The following is a 17,001-nucleotide window of genomic DNA, read 5'->3' on the forward strand; positions in this document are numbered from 1 at the left end:
CGCCCGGTCATGGACGAGCACATTTCGGCCCGGTCCGCTGGTGCGGTCCCAGGTCCGCGCGAAAAGACTCGCCAAATCCATGGTTTGGCTGCAAAAACAGGGTTAATCGAAGTTTAAGAGGTCCGGGGCATCTTCTGCAGCAGATGGGTTGGTTTCGCTGTCGGACACCACGCCGGTAATCAGGCGCCGGATTCGATTGCAAAACCGGTATCGCTTTTGCAAGAAACGCGCGCCGGTCCGAAAACGGGACGACACCAGCGTAGGACGACACTAGCGAAAGACCTTTGGGGGTGGCGACGTGAGATGTGCGCCGCCCTTTCCGCGTCGAGAACAGTTTGAGTAGAGCAGGCGGGCGCCGCGATGCCAAGGGCGAAGATGCCACGGGCGGAGCGGGCGCGTTTCGGGAGCAATGAATGGCCACGAAGGCAAAGACGCTGCAGGTGAAGGACAAGGAAAAGGACGACAAGGCCGCCGACGCTCCCGAAAAGGACGCCGCGGATGCGCCTTCGCCGTTGCTCGACCTGTCGGACGCCGCCGTCAAGAAGATGATCAAGCAGGCCAAGAAGCGCGGCTTCGTGACCTTTGATCAGCTCAACGAAGTGCTGCCTTCCGACACCACCTCGCCGGAACAGATCGAAGACATCATGTCGATGCTCTCGGACATGGGCATCAACGTGACCGAGGCCGAGGAGGCCGACGAGTCCGAGGAGAAGGACGACGGCGAGGACGAGACCGACAACGAGCTCGTCGAGATCACGCAGAAGGCCGTCACCGAGGTCAAGAAGTCGGAGCCCGGCGAGCGCACCGACGATCCCGTGCGCATGTATCTGCGCGAGATGGGCACCGTCGAGCTGCTCTCGCGCGAGGGCGAAATCGCGATCGCCAAGCGCATCGAGGCCGGCCGCGAGGCGATGATCGCAGGCCTCTGCGAGAGCCCGCTGACCTTCCAGGCCATCATCATCTGGCGCGACGAGCTCAACGAAGGCAAGATCTTCCTTCGCGACATCATCGATCTCGAAGCCACCTATGCCGGCCCGGAAGCCAAGGGCGGCATGAACCCGCAGATCGCTGGGCCCGCCGCCAATGGCGAGGGCGCTCCGGCCGAGGGCGGCGAGATCCAGGCGGCGGTCGCGCCGCCGGCTGCGCCGCAACAGGCGACGCCGTTCCGTGCCGCGCCGAACGGCGCACCCGCCGAGGAGAAGGATCCCGGCGAGGCGGCAGCCGAAGCCGACATGGACGACGACGAGTTCGAGAACCAGATGTCGCTCGCGGCCATCGAGGCCGAGCTGAAGCCGAAGGTCGTCGAGACCTTCGACAAGATCGCGTCCGAGTACAAGAAGCTGCGCCGCCTGCAGGAGCAGGACATCGCCAACCAGCTGCAGAGCGAGTCGCTGTCGCCCTCGCAGGAGCGCAAGTACAAGAAGCTCAAGGACGAGATCATCGTCGAGGTGAAGTCGCTGCGCCTCAACCAGGCCCGCATCGATTCACTGGTCGAGCAGCTCTACGACATCAACAAGAAGCTGGTCTCGTTCGAGAGCCGCTTGATGCGTCTCGCCGATTCCCACGGCGTCGCCCGCGAGGACTTCCTGCGCAACTATCAGGGCTCCGAGCTCGATCCGCGCTGGCTGAACCGCGTCTCCAAGCTGTCGGCCAAGGGCTGGAAGAACTTCGTCCATTACGAGAAGGACCGCATCAAGGACCTGCGCCAGGAGGTGCAGTCACTTGCTGCGCTGACCGGTCTCGAGATCGGCGAATTCCGCAAGATCGTGCACTCCGTGCAGAAGGGCGAGCGCGAGGCCCGTCAGGCCAAGAAGGAGATGGTGGAAGCCAACCTCCGTCTCGTGATCTCGATCGCCAAGAAGTACACCAACCGCGGCCTGCAATTCCTCGACCTGATCCAGGAAGGCAACATCGGCCTGATGAAGGCCGTCGACAAGTTCGAGTACCGCCGCGGCTACAAATTCTCGACCTACGCCACGTGGTGGATCCGGCAGGCGATCACCCGCTCGATCGCCGACCAGGCCCGCACCATCCGCATCCCCGTGCACATGATCGAGACGATCAACAAGATCGTCCGCACCTCGCGCCAGATGCTGAACGAGATCGGCCGCGAGCCGACCCCGGAGGAGCTCGCCGAGAAGCTCGGCATGCCCCTGGAGAAGGTGCGCAAGGTCCTCAAGATCGCCAAGGAACCGCTCTCGCTCGAAACCCCGGTCGGCGACGAGGAGGATTCACACCTCGGCGACTTCATCGAGGACAAGAACGCCATCCTGCCGATCGACGCCGCCATCCAGTCGAACCTGCGCGAAACCACCACCCGCGTGCTCGCCTCGCTGACCCCGCGCGAAGAGCGCGTGCTGCGCATGCGCTTCGGCATCGGCATGAACACCGACCACACGCTGGAAGAAGTCGGCCAGCAGTTCTCGGTGACCCGCGAACGTATCCGCCAGATCGAAGCCAAGGCGCTGCGGAAGTTGAAGCATCCGAGCCGGTCGAGGAAGCTGCGGTCGTTCCTGGACAACTAATCACTGTATCAGTCGTCATTGCCGGGCTTGACCCGGCAATCCATCAGACCACGACGGCGGACCGAAAGGTCCGCCGTTTTGATTTGTGCTATCGAGCATTCGAGACAGGAGCGTCCGATGACCTCAATCCTCTTCACGACCATGCGCCTGCTCGACAGGCTCGGTCATCACTTCTTCATCGAACGAACACGACCTGACACGATCCGGCTGTCGGTCACGCTGGTCGGCGAGCGGCTGGAAATCGATGTGTTCGAGGATGATCATATTGAATTCAGCCGCTTCTGCGGTGACGAGAGCGTCGAAGGCGGCTACCAGGAATTGCTCCTTCTTCTGCAAGCTCACGCAATCGATAGCGAAGGTTTGTCTCGACGCACGAGCACATGATCAACGACGCGCGGATGCGTAGTGTGGGCAAAGGCGCGTGCACGGTGTCGAGATTGGCGACGGTGTCGCGCGCCGTGCCCACCGTGCTTCGCGGCAGGTGCCTAATGGTGGGCACTCATGGTGGGCACGCGCCGCCTTCGGCGTCGCTTTGCCCACCCTACGTATCGAGCTCGTCCTGACGGCGACGGAGGTGGCTGCGCTGCGTAGCGGCAGCGATTGCATTCACGCCGCAAATTCCCGCAGACAACATGGTTAATGAATTGTTTACGCTTGTCATCGAAGGTTCGGCGGGCGACCGAATGACGCCTGCATTCCGGCACTCTGCCCCGTCGTGACAGAACATGACGATGGCGGCTGATCCCTGGACGTTTTCAGCATGCAGCCAGCCTTGCGGAAAGGCGATGAGATCGCCGACCTGTTTGCCCGGGCGAGTGCGTCTCACCGCGCCGGCGATCTGGCCAAGGCTCAGGCCGGCTACAAGAAGATCCTGAAGAAGCGGCCGAACCATTTCGGCGCGCTCTATATGTCCGGACTGTCCGAGCACCAGAGCAACAATCCGGAGGCGGCGGAACGCCTGCTGAAGCGGGCGCTGCTAGTTGACCCGCAAAACGTTGCGGCAAGGTATGCGCGGGCAGTTGTTCTCTCCGCGCTGCAGCGGGACAACGACGCCTTGACCTGCTTCGACGACCTCCTCGCCTTGAAGCCGGATTTCGTCGAGGCGCATCTGGAGCGCGGCAAGCTGTTGTCGCGCCTCCAGCGCTTCGCGGACGCGGTCGTCAGTTTCGACAACGTCCTCCGGATCAACCCGCAGCAACTCGACGTGTTGATGAACAAGGGCGAAGCGCTGCACTATCTCGGGCGCTACGCCGACGCGATCGCGTGCTACGACCAGCTTCTCGCGGTGAGGCCCGCGCATTTGGCCGCCATCATCAATCGCGGCTGCGCGTTCAAGGACCTGCGCCGCTCCGATAAGGCGATCGCCGAATTCAGCCGGGCACTGGCGCTCGCGCCCGACGACACCACGGCGCTGATCAATCGCGGCGAGACATTCCTCCAGCTCAAGCGCAACGACGACGCGCTCGTTGATTTCGACCGGGTGATCGCGCTCGATCCGCAATTCACGCTGGGCTGGCTCGGCCGCGCCAACGTCCTGATGCTGAACAAGCGGGTGAGCGAGGCGCTGGAGGCCTGCCAGCGCGCGGTTGCGATCGAGCCGAACTCGGCGAAAGCGCTGAGCCAGATCGGTCAATGTCATGCGTTGCTCGGCGATGCGGAAGCCGCTGTCGCCTTTTTCGATCGGGCGCTCGCGATCGACCCGGCCGACGACATCGCGCTGGCGAACCGCATCTTCTCGTTGGACTTCTGCGATGTCGGCTATGCGGAGCACCAGGCGGCCCGGTCGGAGTGGTGGCGCCGGATCGGGTCGAAGATCGCCGAGCGGCATCCGCCTGATCACACCAACGATCTCGACCCTCACAGACGCATCGTCGTGGGATATGTGTCGGGCGACTTCAAGGAGCATTCCGCCGCTCGCACGATCCGGCCCGTGCTGCAGAACCACGACAAATCGCAGGTCGAGGTGATCTGCTATTCGAACTCACCGGTCCAGGACGAGATCACGGAGACGTTCCGGGCGGCTGCCGATCGATGGCGCGACGTGATGCAATGGTCCGACGATCAGCTCACGGAGCGCATCCGCGCCGACCGGGTCGACATTCTCGTCGACCTCTCTGGACATTCTCGCGGCAATCGACTGAGCACCTTCGCGCGCAAGCCGGCCCCCATTCAGGTCACCGCCTGGGGCCATGCGACCGGCACCGGCCTCGCGACGATGGACTATCTGTTCGGTGATCCCGTCATGGCGCCGTCGGAGGTGCGTCACCTGTTCACGGAGCAGATCTATGATCTGCCCTGCCTGATCATCATCGAGCCGCCTCCGGCGGGGCTGCGCAGCCTCGAGGCGCCCGTGACGACGAATGGCCATGTGACCTACGGCGCGTTCACCAGGGCGAACCGGTTGTCGAGCGCCGTCATCGACGTCTGGGCCTGCATCCTGCGCGCCGATGTCAATGCCCGCTTGCTGGTCAAGGATTATCTGCTCAGCGATATCGCGATCCAGGCGCGGCTGCTGGCCGACTTCGCCGCGCGCGGCATCGCGGCGGATCGTATCGACCTGATCGGACCGACCTCCCGCGACGAGCATCTGGCCGCCCACCGGCTCATCGACATCTGGCTCGATCCGTTTCCGAATGGCGGCGGCGTCTCGGCCTGGGAAGCCCTGCACATGGGCGTGCCGGTCGTCTCGAAGCTCGGCAACGGCATGTGCAGCCGGGCCGGCGGCGCCATCCTGACGGCAATCGGCATGGCCGACTGGGTCGCCACGACTGACGATGAATATGTGGAGATCGCATTGCGGTCCACGCCGGACCGCCTCAGGACGATCCGTCACCAACTCCCCGACCTCATCGCCGCACGTTGTGGGCCTGCTGTCTACACCAGGGCCGTCGAAGCGGCCTATCGCACGATGTGGCAGACCTATTGCCGCGGCCGACAGAGCTGACCTGGGTGAGGTGATAGCGGAACGGTAACAGTCCACTGGTCGTTCGAGCCGCAAGGCGGCGGCGAGGTGCCGAGGTTGGCAGACATCGGCATCAACACCAATCACTCACTAGAAGAAGCGGGTCAGCAATTCTCGGTGACCAAAGACGTATCCGCTACGTCGAAGCCAAGGCCCTGCGGAAGCTGAGGCAACCGTCGAGTTTGAGGCAAGGTCGGCTTTTCGCTGCGTTGGACTCGATGCGACCGAGCGTATGCGACCCGAAATAAGTTAAGTCATTATGCTGCTATTGGCCTCATCGAACTCGAGAAGCTTTAGTCCAAGAAACTTGGCTTGATCGGGAGTGATTCGCGAAAGTGCGTGCTCTCCGAAGATGTCGAGCAGGATATTGCTGATGATTTTCCGCGATGTCCCTCGTAGCGCCGAGTCTAAGGAGACGAAGTTGTAAGCCCCCTTATAGATTGAAAAATACGAAGCGATCGAACTCCACACCTCTACCATCGTTTCTTGCAGGGTGCTGTCTTCTTTCAATCTCGTTTGCAGATTGTATTCGTCTTCAAGTTTTCGGCTTATCTTCGCAATTTGTTTCTGAGAAACCCGCCAGACCGCTCGCCTGTCGTCACCTACACGGAGAACTTCGCGCCCGAGAAAGTCGACAGGATCGTCCGGTCCGAGTATTTGTGTTTTTGAGGCGTCACCTAGCCCCGGAATTGTGAGCTTGAGTTCGGACAGGGCGGTGGTTACAAATTGATGTGCTTCTTGTGCCTCTTTCTTTGTGCTTACGAATATCGCCATGTCATCCGCATAGCGAACCATCTTTAGTCGACGCTTTTCAATGCGGCGATCAAATTCAGCGAGTACAAGGTTGGCCAAAATCGGAGAGAGGGGCATTCCTTGCCGGATCCCGGCCCCTCTATGAATTCCTTGTCGCTGAATTTTAGTCCTGTTCTGCCGAGTAATCTGTACTTCGCAGTCGATGATCTTAGCGATAATAGGTGTGAGGCTGTGTCTATGAAGAGCTCGCTCGACCCGTGATTTAAGATATTGACGCGGTATGGAATCGAAGAATGACTCGATGTCAGTCTTAAGGCACCAATCAAAAGAGTCTCGATATCGAACCGCTGCGTCGATTGCGGCTTGCGTGCCTAATTCGGGCAGAAAGCCAAATGAAGAAGAGTTGTATATCGGGAATTTCTTTGTTCGCTGGAGGTAGGCAGCTATCGCTCGTTGTACGAGACGATCGGAAATTGTCGGGATGCAAATCATCCGTTCTTTGTCGGAGTTTGGTTTGGGTATGAAGACAGCCTTTAGCTGTGAGGGACCGTAGTGCCCTTTTCGCAGGCGCGTTGCCAGCACATCCAAATTGTAGTCTAGATTTGCAGCGAAAGCTGCGCCGGTTACATTGTCAATGCCCGGACGGCCGGCATTTCCCGTTGAATCTCGAGAGTCAACCCAAGCAGAACGTAGCCTGGATTTCGATAGCGTTCTTGTTGGTTTGGACGTCATCCTGTTCGCACAAGCTTAGGATCGAGATTGGCGGTGCACCTAAGCTTGATAGAACTGGCGCCACCAGATGGTCAAAGACGCATCCGCTGGCTCTTTGAGCTTTGCATCTGCCACGCTTGCGCGCGACACTCTCTGCTCGTGACAGATCACCGTGGGAAAGGCAACTGCGCTGATAGACCAGCTTAGCAGACTTCCTACGATGATCCCCGTCCAGACCACCCACGCGGCGAGCGTGGGAACATATCGTGAACGTGCCGCGTCGGCTCGCCGCCCCCGCCCCTTGGGCGCTCCGTCACAAATGCCATTAGTCCGTCTCTTAGTATTATGCACCACGGACATCGACACCTCCGTTGTCCTGCCGCGCCACCAGATGGTCAAAGACGCATCCGCTGGCTCTTTGAGCTTTGCATCTGCCACGCTTGCGCGCGACACTCTCGGCTCTTGACAGATCACCGTCGTGAGGTCGCTTTCGGAAAAGAAGCGATTGCCAACCTCTTCTATGTAGGTGTGGCCGATAACTGACGCAACCACGAACGCGCAATTATCAATGGAAATCGTTCGAATGCGGCCGCATCTGTCAGAATGCTGAGATATATGCGGGGGCCGACAAGAAACGTTGTTCGGAATGCGCCTACATATTATAGACAGACGATCAAGCCGCCCGTTCCAGCCGGAAGATATACGACCCGCGTTGCCTCGACGGTGTTGAGATACATCTCTCCGACTTATGTCTCGCCGTCTATCCCTCACCGGCCCGGTGCTGTTAATTATTGGGCAGATGAGCGGTCGGTGTAAGCACGTCAGCGTCCGCTATTAAGAAGATCGGACGTCTCCCCCGGTGAGCTGCCGTAGGGTGGGCAAAGGCGCGTGCACGGTGTTGAGGCTGGCGGCGGTGCCGCGCGCCGTGCCCACCGCGCTTCACTGCAGGCCGCTGACGGTGGGCATGCGCTGCGCGCTTTGCCCACCCTACGGCAACCGGGACTACGGGGGGCGCCGACCTACTTCTTCTTCGCGCCGACGCGCTCCAGCGACTTGATCGCGAGCGGCGGGCGGCCGGATTTTTCGGCGATGTCGCGGTCCTGCTCCATGATGAAGCCGCGCGCGGGCTCGTCGCCGTCGAGGCCGCCGAGCAGCTCGGCCGGGACGCGGCGGTTGGAGCGCTGCGAGCCGTCCTCATAGGTCACGTTGAAGAAGGCGAATTCGCCTTTGGGATTGGAGCCGGGTTTCTTTGCCATGGGGGGCTTTTCCAGGATCAGAAGCGCCGCGTCAACGAGGACGGATGCCGATCTGCTCATCGATTTTGCTGAAGAGGATGGTTAAGGGCTCAAGCCGGGCAGGGGCAGCGACGGCACCGATGCCTCGCGTCTTCCGCCCGGGGGCGAGCGCATCGCGCAGGGCGCGCGGTGCGTGCCCGCTGAGATCGGCATGATATGGGGAGGGTGCGGCGGTTTTCCTACCCTGCTGCCGGCCTGCGGCCACATTCGGGCTCCTCGATTTTGCCGGATCGGCATGCCCCCATGCGCCCGATTCCATGTCAGCTTGATGAACGCCGCCTCCTGGGATGCCGATGTCGATGCCGCAACTGACCATCTGGTACAACACGCGCTGCCCGGTCTGCGACGCCGGCATCGACTGGCAGCGCAACAAGCTGCTGGCGCTGGTGAAGTCGGGCCGTGTCGCGTTCAAGGACATCAACGAGGAGCCGCAGGCGCTGGCCGCATTCGGTGCCGACGTCGACGACGTCCGCCGCCGCCTGCATGCGACCGACGAGGACGGCCAGCTGATCACCGGCGCCGACGTCGCGCTCCTGCTGTGGAAGCTGACGCCGGGCGAAGGCTGGCTTGCCACGCTGCTCGGCAACCGCGTGGTGCGACCGCTGACTCGCTTCGGCTACGACCGGTTTGCGGATGGACTGTTCGCCTGGAACAAGTGGAAGGGGCACTGGTGAGGGGGGCGCGTTTGATCCTCCGCCGTTGCCGCAACGGCGGTGAGCTCCCCTCCCCCTTGCGGGGAGGGGTCGGGGGTGGGGGTCCACGAGTCCCGCTCTTGTTGACGAGCACGGATTTCAGCTCGTCCGTCCGAGCACATCGGGTCTCATCTATGCCGTCACAAGTACACGTCGGGCATCGCGCCGCGCCTCTCACGGAGTTCAGCGCCCGGGGACCCCCACCCCCGCCCCCTCCCCGCAAGGGGGAGGGGGCGCACCGTCATCGCGGGGAGAGCTCGCGTCTAACGTCCGCGCACCTTTACCCGCGCGGGCACCCTGGTGCCGCCGCGCGGACCATCCTCATCATCGCTGCGGCCGAGCGCCATGATCGCGGTGCCCATGGCGGTCGAGCCGAAGGTGACGAAGAACGAGCCGAGCAGCAGGCCGATGGCGACGCCGGGCGAATGATCGGCGAAGATCAAATGGCGCAGGCCCCAGGGATCGAGCACCAGCAGGCCACCGACCAGCACCACGGCCATCACGAGCCCGAGCGCGAGATTGATCGCGAGCAGGCGGAACAAGGGCGACTGGAGCAGTCGGCGCTGGCGGGGCGGCATCGGCGCTCTCCGTTGCGATCGTGAACGACAGCGGAATCGTAGCACCGATCACGCCCCGCTCAAGGCCGGAGCCGCCCGGGACAGGCATGGCTGAGCCGACCTGGCCGCGGCTCGTTTTGGGACAGGCGGGCGCAGATCGCCGCGTCGCCTCACGCCGCCTCGCCCTCGGCTACCCCGTGCTGTTTGGCGATCACGCCCTGCCAGACGCTGGCGATCGCGCGCTGCGTCTCCGGTGCAATCAGGCAGTGGCCCTCATGATCGAAGCCGCAGAAACGTGCCGACGGATCGTGCCTGGTCTCGATCAGCGCGTTGTTGATCATCTCCAGCGAGGCCATCACCTGGCCGATGTTCTGCAGCCGGGTATGATGCAGGATGTCGATCAGCCGATAGATCATGACCGGCGGCTGACCCAGCGCGATGCCCGGGCGACCGAACTCGAAGAACACGTTCATCGCCGGCAGCACGCCCTGGATCTGCGCCAGGATCTTCGCTGCATCGTCATTGCTGCAGGCGACGAGATGCGCGCCCTGCACCGGCAGGCTCGGCGCCGGCGGCGTCTCCGGGCCGAGCCCGAGGCCGGCCAGCACCTGATGCTCGATCCAGCGCCGCACCTCCGGTGGCGCCGAGCGGATCTGGTCGGCGGTCAGCGTAATCCCGATCATGGCGTGGTCTCCTTTTGCGTGGGAGATTAGGAAGTGAGCATGGCGCGGTATTGACGAGGATCAAGCGGCCGCGCGCCCTGCGCGCTGCCTCAGGGCGCCACAAGCTCGACGCGGCGGTTCAGCGCCCGGCCCGCATCGGTGGCATTGCTGCCGACCGGGGCGAGCAGGCCGACGCCCGCAGTGCGCAGCCGCGCCGGCGCAATCCGGTAGCTGCGCGACAGCTCCGCGGCGACGGCCTCGGCGCGCCGCCGCGACAGGTCGAGATTGTAGTCGTAGCTGCCCTGGTTGTCGGTGTGGCCGACGATGAAGACGTTGAGCTGCGGCTGACCGCCGAGCAGTTGCGCGATCTGCTCCAGGGTGGGCCGGCTCTCCGGCTTCAGGGTCGCCTTGTCGGTGTCGAAGTAGATGCCGTAGAGCGCGATGTGGCCCTTGTCGCCGAGGCCCTTGGCCATCTCGGCTGCGCTGACCATCTTGTTCTCCATCGCGCCGAGTTCGGCGATGGTGAGCTGCGCAAAGATCTGCTGATTGTTCTGGCTGACCAGGAGGCTGGCATAGGTCTCGCGACCGCCGGCGGTCTTGCGGCCGGCAAAATAGCGGTAGTCGAAGCCGTCGACCCACATCTGCGGCACCGGCAGCAGGTCGATCGCCTCGGTGAAGGGAATGCCGCCGCAGGCCTCGGTGTCGCAGGCGACGAGCGTCTCAAAGCCTGCCTTGGCGAGCTGGCTCTCGAAATTGCGCGACACTTCCAGGATCGAGGGACCGGGCGCGGTTCGATAGGCGATGCGGGCGATGCGGCCTTCCAGGCGACGCTCGTCCGTCGCCTTGTCGGCCTTGAACGGCGCCGCCTGCACGCGCACGGCATCGAAATCCTTGGCGACATAGCCGGTGATCACGCTGCCGGCGAAACGGCCGATGCCAGGAACGTCCCTCGCGCCCGCGACATCGCCGGGCTGAGCGTTTGCAGGTGTGTGAAAGACCAGTGCGGTGAGCAGGACCGCTTGCGCCAATGCGCCGAGCCGGAACGTCATTCTCATGGGGACCTCTGACAGATGGCGGGCCAACGCTGGGACGGTTCAGGCGCAGAATGTCGTGGGGCGCGCGGAAGCAACGCGATGCCGAACACGGAGCGCCTTGCATGAGTGCCGGCGAGGACGCGTTCCGTTCAAAGAAGACGATGGTCCCGCGCGGCGCGATGGCGATCCCTGCCGGCTGGCCTGCCACCGCCAAATCGGGCATTGTGCCTGCGTCTCGGCGCCGTCCTGCCATCATCATGCTCTCATGCAGGGACCTCTCTCCTCATGCTGTGTTTCCGAACTGTCGTCATTGCCGCTATCCTCGCCTTCGCCTCGCCTGCTTTCGCCGCGCGCTGCGGCGGCGACTTCAACACCTTCGTCGCGAGCATCTCAGCGGAAGCGCAGAGCGCGGGTGTGTCCGGCGCCGTGGTCAGCCAGGCGCTGTCAGGCGTGACGCTCGATCCGGCCGTGCTCGCGTTCGACCGCCGCCAGCGCTACACCTTCAACAAGAGCTTTGAGCAGTACGTCTCGACCCGCGTCGGCGCGGGCCGCATCAATGGCGGCCGCGCGATGCTGCAGCGGCACGCGGCGCTGCTGTCGAAGATCGAGCAGCAATACGGCGTGCCGCGCCAGATCCTGGTTGCGATCTGGGGTTTAGAGACCGATTTCGGCAAGGGCGACATGGGCAAGCTGCCGGTGATCCGCACGCTCGCCACGCTCGCGCATGATTGCCGCCGCACCGAGCTGTTTCAGGGCGAACTGCTGGCCGCGCTGAAGATCGTCCAGCGCGGCGATCTCACCTTGCGCGATCTGATCGGCGCGTTCGCCGGCGAGATCGGCCAGACCCAGTTCCTGCCGTCGTCCTACATCAAATACGGCGTCGACTTCGACGGCGACGGCCGCGTCGACCTGCGCCACTCCACCGCCGACGTGCTCGCCTCGACCGCCAACCTGCTGCACAGCAACGGCTTCAAGATGGGCCAGCCCTATGACGAAGGCTCGGCGAATTTCGACGCGATGCGCGAGTGGAACAGGGCGGTGATCTACCGCAAGACCATCGGCTACTACGCGGATCAGCTGATGGGGCGGTAGGGGCGTCTCTTTCAGCTCCCACTGTCCTGCCCCGCAGAGGCGGGGTGACCTACACAATAAACGGGGCTAGCGCCACGAACGATCGTACCAATCAGTTGCTCCGTCATGCCCGGGCTTGAGCCGGGCATCCACGTGCTTCCCAGCGTGCCGGACGACGTGGATGGCCGGGACAAGCCCGGCCATGACGACTTGGAGGCTGGCGAGTGTAAATCTGATCGCTGATGACCGTGTGAGAGAGCCGGGCACATACCCGCCATGCGCCAATTGCCCGTCGTGTTGGTTTGTCGCACGATCTGCCCTTGTGTCGTCGGGCAAATCAGCTGCACATTCTCGCTCGTCCCGGCCCGCCGGAGGGGCGTTTCGCGATCGTCACGAGGCGTGGGCCGTTGGATGCGATGGGCGTAGAGCTTCGCAGCGTGGCTGGTCCGCGCCGACGAACGGAGCGATGCGCACGCCGAAATCGTGGCGTCCCGACACCCCGATGCTGGTGTCAATTCACGACGAAGCTTCGCTTCGCGTGGGCATGGTGGCCAACAAGCCCGGTGCACCAGGGAGACTACGTATAAGGCGTCAACCCGTTGCGCAGGGAGGGCCGGGTCTGTCCGGCTGAACCTGTGGTAACCGCCGCGTGCATTTTCTTTCGCACGCGGGCCGCAGGCCTCAGCCGAGGCCTGGCTCTCCCTGCGCCCTCCATCTCGAGGAGGGCGGCCCATGGAGACAACTCGGACGCTTCCGCGCCGCGAGACCGCTTTCGCTCGCCTCTCAACTCACGCTTCCTTCGCCGCCGCCTTCTCCAGCCGCTTCGCCATCACCTTCCAATAGGTGCCCGGCATGAACCGCTGCAACAGATCCATGAAGCGCGCATCGCCGCCGATCAGGATGCGCGGCTCGTTGCGTTCGATGCCTTGGATGATGCGCAGCGCCGCGTCGCGCGGCGTGGTCCTGGCGAGCCGCTCGAAGCGTTCGATCGACTGTACGCGGCGCGCATTGTCGGTCATGCCGTGCCCGGCGCGGGCGTTGCGCGCAATCGCGGTCGCGACGCCGCCGGGATGCACGACCGACAGCTTGACGGGGCTGTTCGCCATGGCGAGTTCATGACGCAGGCTCTCCGAAAATCCGCGCACCGCGAACTTCGCCGCGGCATAGGCCGACTGGCCGGGCGGCGCGATGATGCCGAAGATCGAGGACAGATTGACGATATGGGCCTCGCGCTGCCGCGAAAGATGCGGCAGGAAGGCGCGGGTGCCGTGCACGACGCCCCAGAAATTGATGTTGAACAGCCACTCGATCTCGGCCTGGTCGATCTCGTGAAATGCGCCGAACAGCGCCACGCCGGCATTGTTGACGACGATGTTGAGGCCGGGATGGACCGTGGTCGCATCCGCGGCGAACTGCGTGATCGCCTGCGCATCGCTGACATCGAGCCGGTGCGTGGTGATCTTGCGGCCGGAGAGGGCGAGCTCGGCGGCGACGCTCGCGAGGCCGGCTTCGTCGCGGTCGGCCAGCGCGAGATCGCATCCTCCCGCGGCCAACTCCACCGCCAGTGCGCGGCCGATGCCGCTGGCTGCCCCCGTGATGGCGGCGGCCGCCTTGTTGATTGCCGTCATTGTCGCATCCTGCCCCTTGGTTGTCGGTTCCGGCGCCGCGTTCCAAATCGTTTGATCACCTTGCGTCACTTTTTCGCATTGGAACCGAACCATCCGGCGGCTTTGCTTTTAACTCAGGCTACCGATCGGAAGAGCAGGTTTTTTGGAGGTATTGCATGGGCCAGTCGCAGCCGTTCCGCGCCACGGCGCTGATCGTGGAGGACGATCCGACTCAGCGCGAGATGATCTCGCTGCTGCTCGAGGAGAGCGAGTACGATGTGATCGCGTGCGAGAGTGCCGAGGCGGCCGAGATGGTCTTGAACAAGCCCGGCAACCGCGTCGTGCTGTTGATGACCGACGTCAACCTTGCGGGCCGTATGAGCGGCGTAGAGCTCGCGCACATCGCGCGGGCGCGTCATCCGCACATCAACATTGTGGTCACGTCGGGCCGGCCGCTGTCGCAGCCGTTGCCTGGTGATGCCAAGTTCTGGGCGAAGCCCTGGGCGCCGCTGGACGTGCTGCGTGAAGCCGAGGTCACGCTCGAGCGCGCACCGGAGCTGCAGCAGAGGCTGGGGGATTGAGACAACCATCGCCGCTCCGGAGCTCTTGAACTGCGGAGCGGTCATCCCATTTCTGAAAGCACGAAGGGAACGGCGGGGTTGGCAGAGCAGGCGCAGAGGCCGGGTGGAAGCCGCGCTCCCACCCGGGGAGTGCAACTACTTCTTCTTGGCAGCCTTCTTGGTCTTCTTCGCCGCTTTCTTGGTCGCCTTCGCGGCCTTCTTCGCCTTCTTCGCCATGGAATCCTCGTCAGGAGTTGATGGATTGCAACGCGACTTCGAGGCCTTCGCTGGCGCAGGCCAGCTATGCATCAGCCTCGGGAATTGATCCCAGCAGATTCGCGAAGTTCTGCCTCACGCTGTCACCAGCGCGCTCACGCTTATCCACAGCTCGCTGCAATCCAGTCCTGGTGCGCCGTTCGCACGGGCCGGGAGAGCAGGGTTAACGTCCGGCAAATGATGTCTTCATTGATTCAAAACCAAGGCGCAATCTTGATGGAGGAATTGAGGAACCGTTAAGTGCGCGGCGTTCATGTTACCGCGAGCCACAGGGAAGGTCATGAGCGCGGCGTTGCTGAACATCGAGGACGGGACTTGCGTAGTCCTGCGGTTGGAATGCTGAACGTTCCGACCTTGTGGACCGCGTTCGTGGTCAACTTCCTCGCGCTCGGCCTGATCTGGGCCTACGTGATGCGCAGCTATCCCAATCTGGATTCGGCGCGCTTCTGGACGGCTTCGGCCGTGGTGTGCGCGCCGGCCGCGCTGTTCGCGCTGGGACGCTTCTACTTCGGCTCGTTCCTGCTGTTGCTGGCCGCCGGGGCCTTGATGACGTTCGCGATCTGCCTCGCTGCAATGGGCGTCGAGCGCTTCTACGGCCGAAGAGCATCCTGGCGCTTGAGCGCCGCGGTCGTGGGGCTGACCTGCGCGTCGATCGCGTTCTTCATGTATGTCGACAACAACGGCCCGATGCGCATCCTGAGCTACTCGATCGGGCAAGCCGTGCCGATGATCGTGATCGCGCGGCTGGTGCTGGATGTGCGGCACGGACCGATCAATCCCGGGGCGCGGCTTGCCGGCCTGCTGTCCATCCTGATTGTTGCCGTCTTCACGGTCCGCGCCGCCGGCGCCTTCCTCGGCGCCGACTTCAACTTCAGCCATTCCACCAGCGGACAGGCCGCCGCGGTTCTGCTCCTGATCTTCCTGTCGATGTCGCTGAATTTCGGCTTTCTGCTGATGGCCGTCGACCGGCTGCGCAACGAGGTCGCCGATCTCGCGCTGCTCGATGACCTCACCGGCGTCGCCAACCGGCGTCACCTGATGCAGCGGCTCACCGAGGAATGCGCCCGCGCCGAGCGCTCGGGGCGGCCGTTTGCGCTCTTGGTGATCGATCTCGACGGCTTCAAGCTCATCAATGACAATCACGGCCATGCGGCCGGCGATGCCTGCCTGCAGCATTTCACCTTGATGGCGCAAACGCGGCTGCGGCCCGGCGACATGCTCGCCCGCACCGGCGGTGACGAGTTCTGCATCGTGCTGCCGTCGTCGCGCTTGGGCGAGGGCGCGATGATCGCACGCCGTATCCTGCAGGTTTGCCGCGAAGACGCGGAGGCCTGTGCAGGGGCCGATGTTCCGATCGAGGTCTCGATCGGTGTCGCCGAATGGACTCACGAGGTCGGCGCGTTCCCTGACCGGCTGATGGCGCGGGCGGATCAGGCGCTCTATGCGGCCAAGAAGGATGGCAAGAACCGCTATGCCGTGTTCGATGACGGTCCCGACACGCCGGCCTTGGCGCCGGATCAGATCGAGGCGCTGATCGCGCCGTTGTCACGCCAGGATGCCGCCGCCGAGTAGCGGTGCTATCGTTCGGCCATGAGGCCGCTTCTGCTCTCGCTCCTCGCAGCGTTCGCGCTGCTTGTGTCGTTTCAACCGGCGTCCGCCGATGATCTCGCCGCGCTTGCCCGCTCGTCGGGCACGCCCGATATTCCCGGCCTCAAGATGGTCTGGCTGGCGCCGTGGGGCGACCCGCACCGGGCGCATCCCTGGACCAACATCATCGTCCACCAGACCGAGGGGCCGGCAGGATCAGCGCGATCCGGCGCGCTGGCGCAGGCCAAGAACCCCAGGAGACGCGGTGTTACCCTGTGGGTGGAGACCGACGGCACGGTGTACTGGGCGGTGCCGGAAACCCTGGTGACCTTGCATGGCGACGGCGCCAATCGCAATGACAACCGCTATATCGACAACGGCCCGACCTATCGCAAGGTGGTGCGCGACAACTCCATCGGCGTGGAATTCGCCGGCAACTATCCCGACGTCACCACTCCCCCGACCGAAGCCCAGATCACCGCGTGGCGCCTTCTCTCGAAGCTGCTCCGGCTGCGCTATGGCATCGCCCGGGAGCGAATCTATGCGCACAACTGGATCGACTACAAGGACGCCCGCTATTGCGAGGGCTGTGCGCTGGCCGAGCTCGCGCGTGCCGCGCCGGACTAACTGACTCCACATAACAAGAAGCCGGCGTTTCCGCCGGCTCCGATCGCATCCAAAAACCACCTTCAAGCAAGCCCGTGCGACC

General features: G+C 63.5%; 16 protein-coding genes and 1 pseudogene. 9 read left to right on the forward strand and 8 right to left on the reverse strand.

The window, feature by feature from the left end; translation table 11 throughout:
- Positions 1-413 precede the first annotated feature (413 nt).
- The 4 genes and pseudogenes from rpoD to NLR35_RS22480 all read left to right on the forward strand — a co-directional run.
- Complete coding sequence (rpoD, locus tag NLR35_RS22465) at positions 414-2,525, forward strand: RNA polymerase sigma factor RpoD (protein ID WP_006613604.1); 2,112 nt, start codon at positions 414-416, stop codon at positions 2,523-2,525.
- A 117-nt stretch (positions 2,526-2,642) separates the two neighbouring features.
- Entirely contained in the window at positions 2,643-2,909 is a 267-nt protein-coding gene (locus tag NLR35_RS22470; RefSeq protein ID WP_257168715.1) for a hypothetical protein, read from the forward strand.
- Positions 2,910-3,285: 376 nt separating this feature from the next.
- Positions 3,286-5,469 carry a tetratricopeptide repeat protein gene (locus tag NLR35_RS22475; RefSeq protein WP_257168716.1) on the forward strand — a complete coding sequence of 728 codons (2,184 nt, stop codon included), beginning with the start codon at positions 3,286-3,288 and terminating at the stop codon, positions 5,467-5,469.
- Between the two features lie 84 nt (positions 5,470-5,553).
- A pseudogene (locus tag NLR35_RS22480) lies at positions 5,554-5,735 on the forward strand (sigma factor-like helix-turn-helix DNA-binding protein); the annotation flags it as partial.
- 1 nt (position 5,736) lies between these two features.
- Here NLR35_RS22480 and NLR35_RS22485 read toward each other — a convergent pair.
- The 3 genes from NLR35_RS22485 to NLR35_RS22495 form a co-directional block, all read right to left on the reverse strand.
- Complete coding sequence (locus NLR35_RS22485; protein WP_257168717.1) at positions 5,737-6,972, reverse strand: reverse transcriptase domain-containing protein; 1,236 nt, start codon at positions 6,970-6,972, stop codon at positions 5,737-5,739.
- Between the two features lie 998 nt (positions 6,973-7,970).
- Positions 7,971-8,207, reverse strand: a complete 237-nt coding sequence (locus NLR35_RS22490; RefSeq protein WP_006613601.1) for a hypothetical protein — start codon at positions 8,205-8,207, stop codon at positions 7,971-7,973.
- 31 nt (positions 8,208-8,238) lie between these two features.
- Positions 8,239-8,571 (reverse strand): hypothetical protein, encoded by a 333-nt coding sequence (locus NLR35_RS22495; RefSeq protein ID WP_257168718.1) that lies wholly within the window; start codon positions 8,569-8,571, stop codon positions 8,239-8,241.
- Here NLR35_RS22495 and NLR35_RS22500 point away from each other — a divergent pair.
- On the forward strand, positions 8,546-8,920 hold the full coding sequence (locus NLR35_RS22500; protein WP_257168719.1) for a thiol-disulfide oxidoreductase DCC family protein: 375 nt from the start codon (positions 8,546-8,548) through the stop codon (positions 8,918-8,920). The two genes, NLR35_RS22495 and NLR35_RS22500, sit on opposite strands and share 26 nt — an antisense overlap.
- 281 nt (positions 8,921-9,201) lie before the next feature.
- Here the strand turns inward: NLR35_RS22500 and NLR35_RS22505 are convergent, their stop codons facing one another.
- The 3 genes from NLR35_RS22505 to NLR35_RS22515 form a co-directional block, all read right to left on the reverse strand.
- Complete coding sequence (locus NLR35_RS22505; protein WP_257168720.1) at positions 9,202-9,516, reverse strand: hypothetical protein; 315 nt, start codon at positions 9,514-9,516, stop codon at positions 9,202-9,204.
- 149 nt (positions 9,517-9,665) lie between these two features.
- The gene (locus tag NLR35_RS22510; RefSeq protein ID WP_257168721.1) at positions 9,666-10,178 is read right to left on the reverse strand and encodes a hypothetical protein; all 513 of its coding nucleotides are present in this window, start codon (positions 10,176-10,178) and stop codon (positions 9,666-9,668) included.
- Positions 10,179-10,267: 89 nt separating this feature from the next.
- Entirely contained in the window at positions 10,268-11,206 is a 939-nt protein-coding gene (locus tag NLR35_RS22515) for an OmpA family protein (RefSeq protein ID WP_257168828.1), read from the reverse strand.
- A gap of 270 nt (positions 11,207-11,476) precedes the next feature.
- On the opposite strand from NLR35_RS22515, the gene NLR35_RS22520 reads away from it, so the two are divergent.
- Positions 11,477-12,283: a lytic transglycosylase domain-containing protein gene (locus NLR35_RS22520; RefSeq protein WP_257168722.1), complete on the forward strand. Its 807-nt coding sequence runs from the start codon at positions 11,477-11,479 to the stop codon at positions 12,281-12,283.
- A gap of 767 nt (positions 12,284-13,050) precedes the next feature.
- Here NLR35_RS22520 and NLR35_RS22525 read toward each other — a convergent pair.
- Positions 13,051-13,890, reverse strand: coding sequence for an SDR family oxidoreductase (locus NLR35_RS22525; protein WP_257168723.1), 840 nt, complete (start codon positions 13,888-13,890; stop codon positions 13,051-13,053).
- A 155-nt stretch (positions 13,891-14,045) separates the two neighbouring features.
- On the opposite strand from NLR35_RS22525, the gene NLR35_RS22530 reads away from it, so the two are divergent.
- The gene (locus tag NLR35_RS22530) at positions 14,046-14,450 is read left to right on the forward strand and encodes a response regulator (RefSeq protein WP_257168724.1); all 405 of its coding nucleotides are present in this window, start codon (positions 14,046-14,048) and stop codon (positions 14,448-14,450) included.
- Positions 14,451-14,585: 135 nt separating this feature from the next.
- On the opposite strand, the gene NLR35_RS22535 is transcribed toward NLR35_RS22530, so the two are convergent.
- Positions 14,586-14,738: a hypothetical protein gene (locus tag NLR35_RS22535; protein ID WP_175345159.1), complete on the reverse strand. Its 153-nt coding sequence runs from the start codon at positions 14,736-14,738 to the stop codon at positions 14,586-14,588.
- 303 nt (positions 14,739-15,041) lie between these two features.
- Between NLR35_RS22535 and NLR35_RS22540 the strand changes: the two genes are divergently transcribed.
- Both NLR35_RS22540 and NLR35_RS22545 read left to right on the forward strand, forming a co-directional pair.
- Positions 15,042-16,277, forward strand: a complete 1,236-nt coding sequence (locus NLR35_RS22540; protein WP_257168725.1) for a GGDEF domain-containing protein — start codon at positions 15,042-15,044, stop codon at positions 16,275-16,277.
- Positions 16,278-16,295: 18 nt separating this feature from the next.
- On the forward strand, positions 16,296-16,919 hold the full coding sequence (locus NLR35_RS22545) for a peptidoglycan recognition family protein (RefSeq protein ID WP_257168726.1): 624 nt from the start codon (positions 16,296-16,298) through the stop codon (positions 16,917-16,919).
- The last annotated feature ends 82 nt before the right edge of the window (positions 16,920-17,001 follow it).

It is taken from the genome of Bradyrhizobium sp. SRS-191 (genome assembly GCF_024586915.1).
Classification (GTDB): Bacteria; Pseudomonadota; Alphaproteobacteria; order Rhizobiales; family Xanthobacteraceae; genus Bradyrhizobium.

Excerpts from the sequence above, each read along its gene's own strand:
- NLR35_RS22490 (WP_006613601.1), bottom strand. The coding sequence starts at position 8,207 with ATGGCAAAGAAACCCGGCTCCAATCCCAAAGGCGAATTCGCCTTCTTC.
- NLR35_RS22530 (WP_257168724.1), top strand. The coding sequence starts at position 14,046 with ATGGGCCAGTCGCAGCCGTTCCGCGCCACGGCGCTGATCGTGGAGGAC.
- NLR35_RS22525 (WP_257168723.1), bottom strand. The coding sequence starts at position 13,890 with ATGACGGCAATCAACAAGGCGGCCGCCGCCATCACGGGGGCAGCCAGC.
- NLR35_RS22485 (WP_257168717.1), bottom strand. The coding sequence starts at position 6,972 with ATGACGTCCAAACCAACAAGAACGCTATCGAAATCCAGGCTACGTTCT.
- NLR35_RS22535 (WP_175345159.1), bottom strand. The coding sequence starts at position 14,738 with ATGCATAGCTGGCCTGCGCCAGCGAAGGCCTCGAAGTCGCGTTGCAAT.
- NLR35_RS22510 (WP_257168721.1), bottom strand. The coding sequence starts at position 10,178 with ATGATCGGGATTACGCTGACCGCCGACCAGATCCGCTCGGCGCCACCG.
- rpoD (WP_006613604.1), top strand. The coding sequence starts at position 414 with ATGGCCACGAAGGCAAAGACGCTGCAGGTGAAGGACAAGGAAAAGGAC.
- NLR35_RS22515 (WP_257168828.1), bottom strand. The coding sequence starts at position 11,206 with ATGACGTTCCGGCTCGGCGCATTGGCGCAAGCGGTCCTGCTCACCGCA.
- NLR35_RS22505 (WP_257168720.1), bottom strand. The coding sequence starts at position 9,516 with ATGCCGCCCCGCCAGCGCCGACTGCTCCAGTCGCCCTTGTTCCGCCTG.
- NLR35_RS22520 (WP_257168722.1), top strand. The coding sequence starts at position 11,477 with ATGCTGTGTTTCCGAACTGTCGTCATTGCCGCTATCCTCGCCTTCGCC.
- NLR35_RS22470 (WP_257168715.1), top strand. The coding sequence starts at position 2,643 with ATGACCTCAATCCTCTTCACGACCATGCGCCTGCTCGACAGGCTCGGT.
- NLR35_RS22500 (WP_257168719.1), top strand. The coding sequence starts at position 8,546 with ATGCCGCAACTGACCATCTGGTACAACACGCGCTGCCCGGTCTGCGAC.
- NLR35_RS22545 (WP_257168726.1), top strand. The coding sequence starts at position 16,296 with ATGAGGCCGCTTCTGCTCTCGCTCCTCGCAGCGTTCGCGCTGCTTGTG.
- NLR35_RS22540 (WP_257168725.1), top strand. The coding sequence starts at position 15,042 with ATGCTGAACGTTCCGACCTTGTGGACCGCGTTCGTGGTCAACTTCCTC.
- NLR35_RS22475 (WP_257168716.1), top strand. The coding sequence starts at position 3,286 with ATGCAGCCAGCCTTGCGGAAAGGCGATGAGATCGCCGACCTGTTTGCC.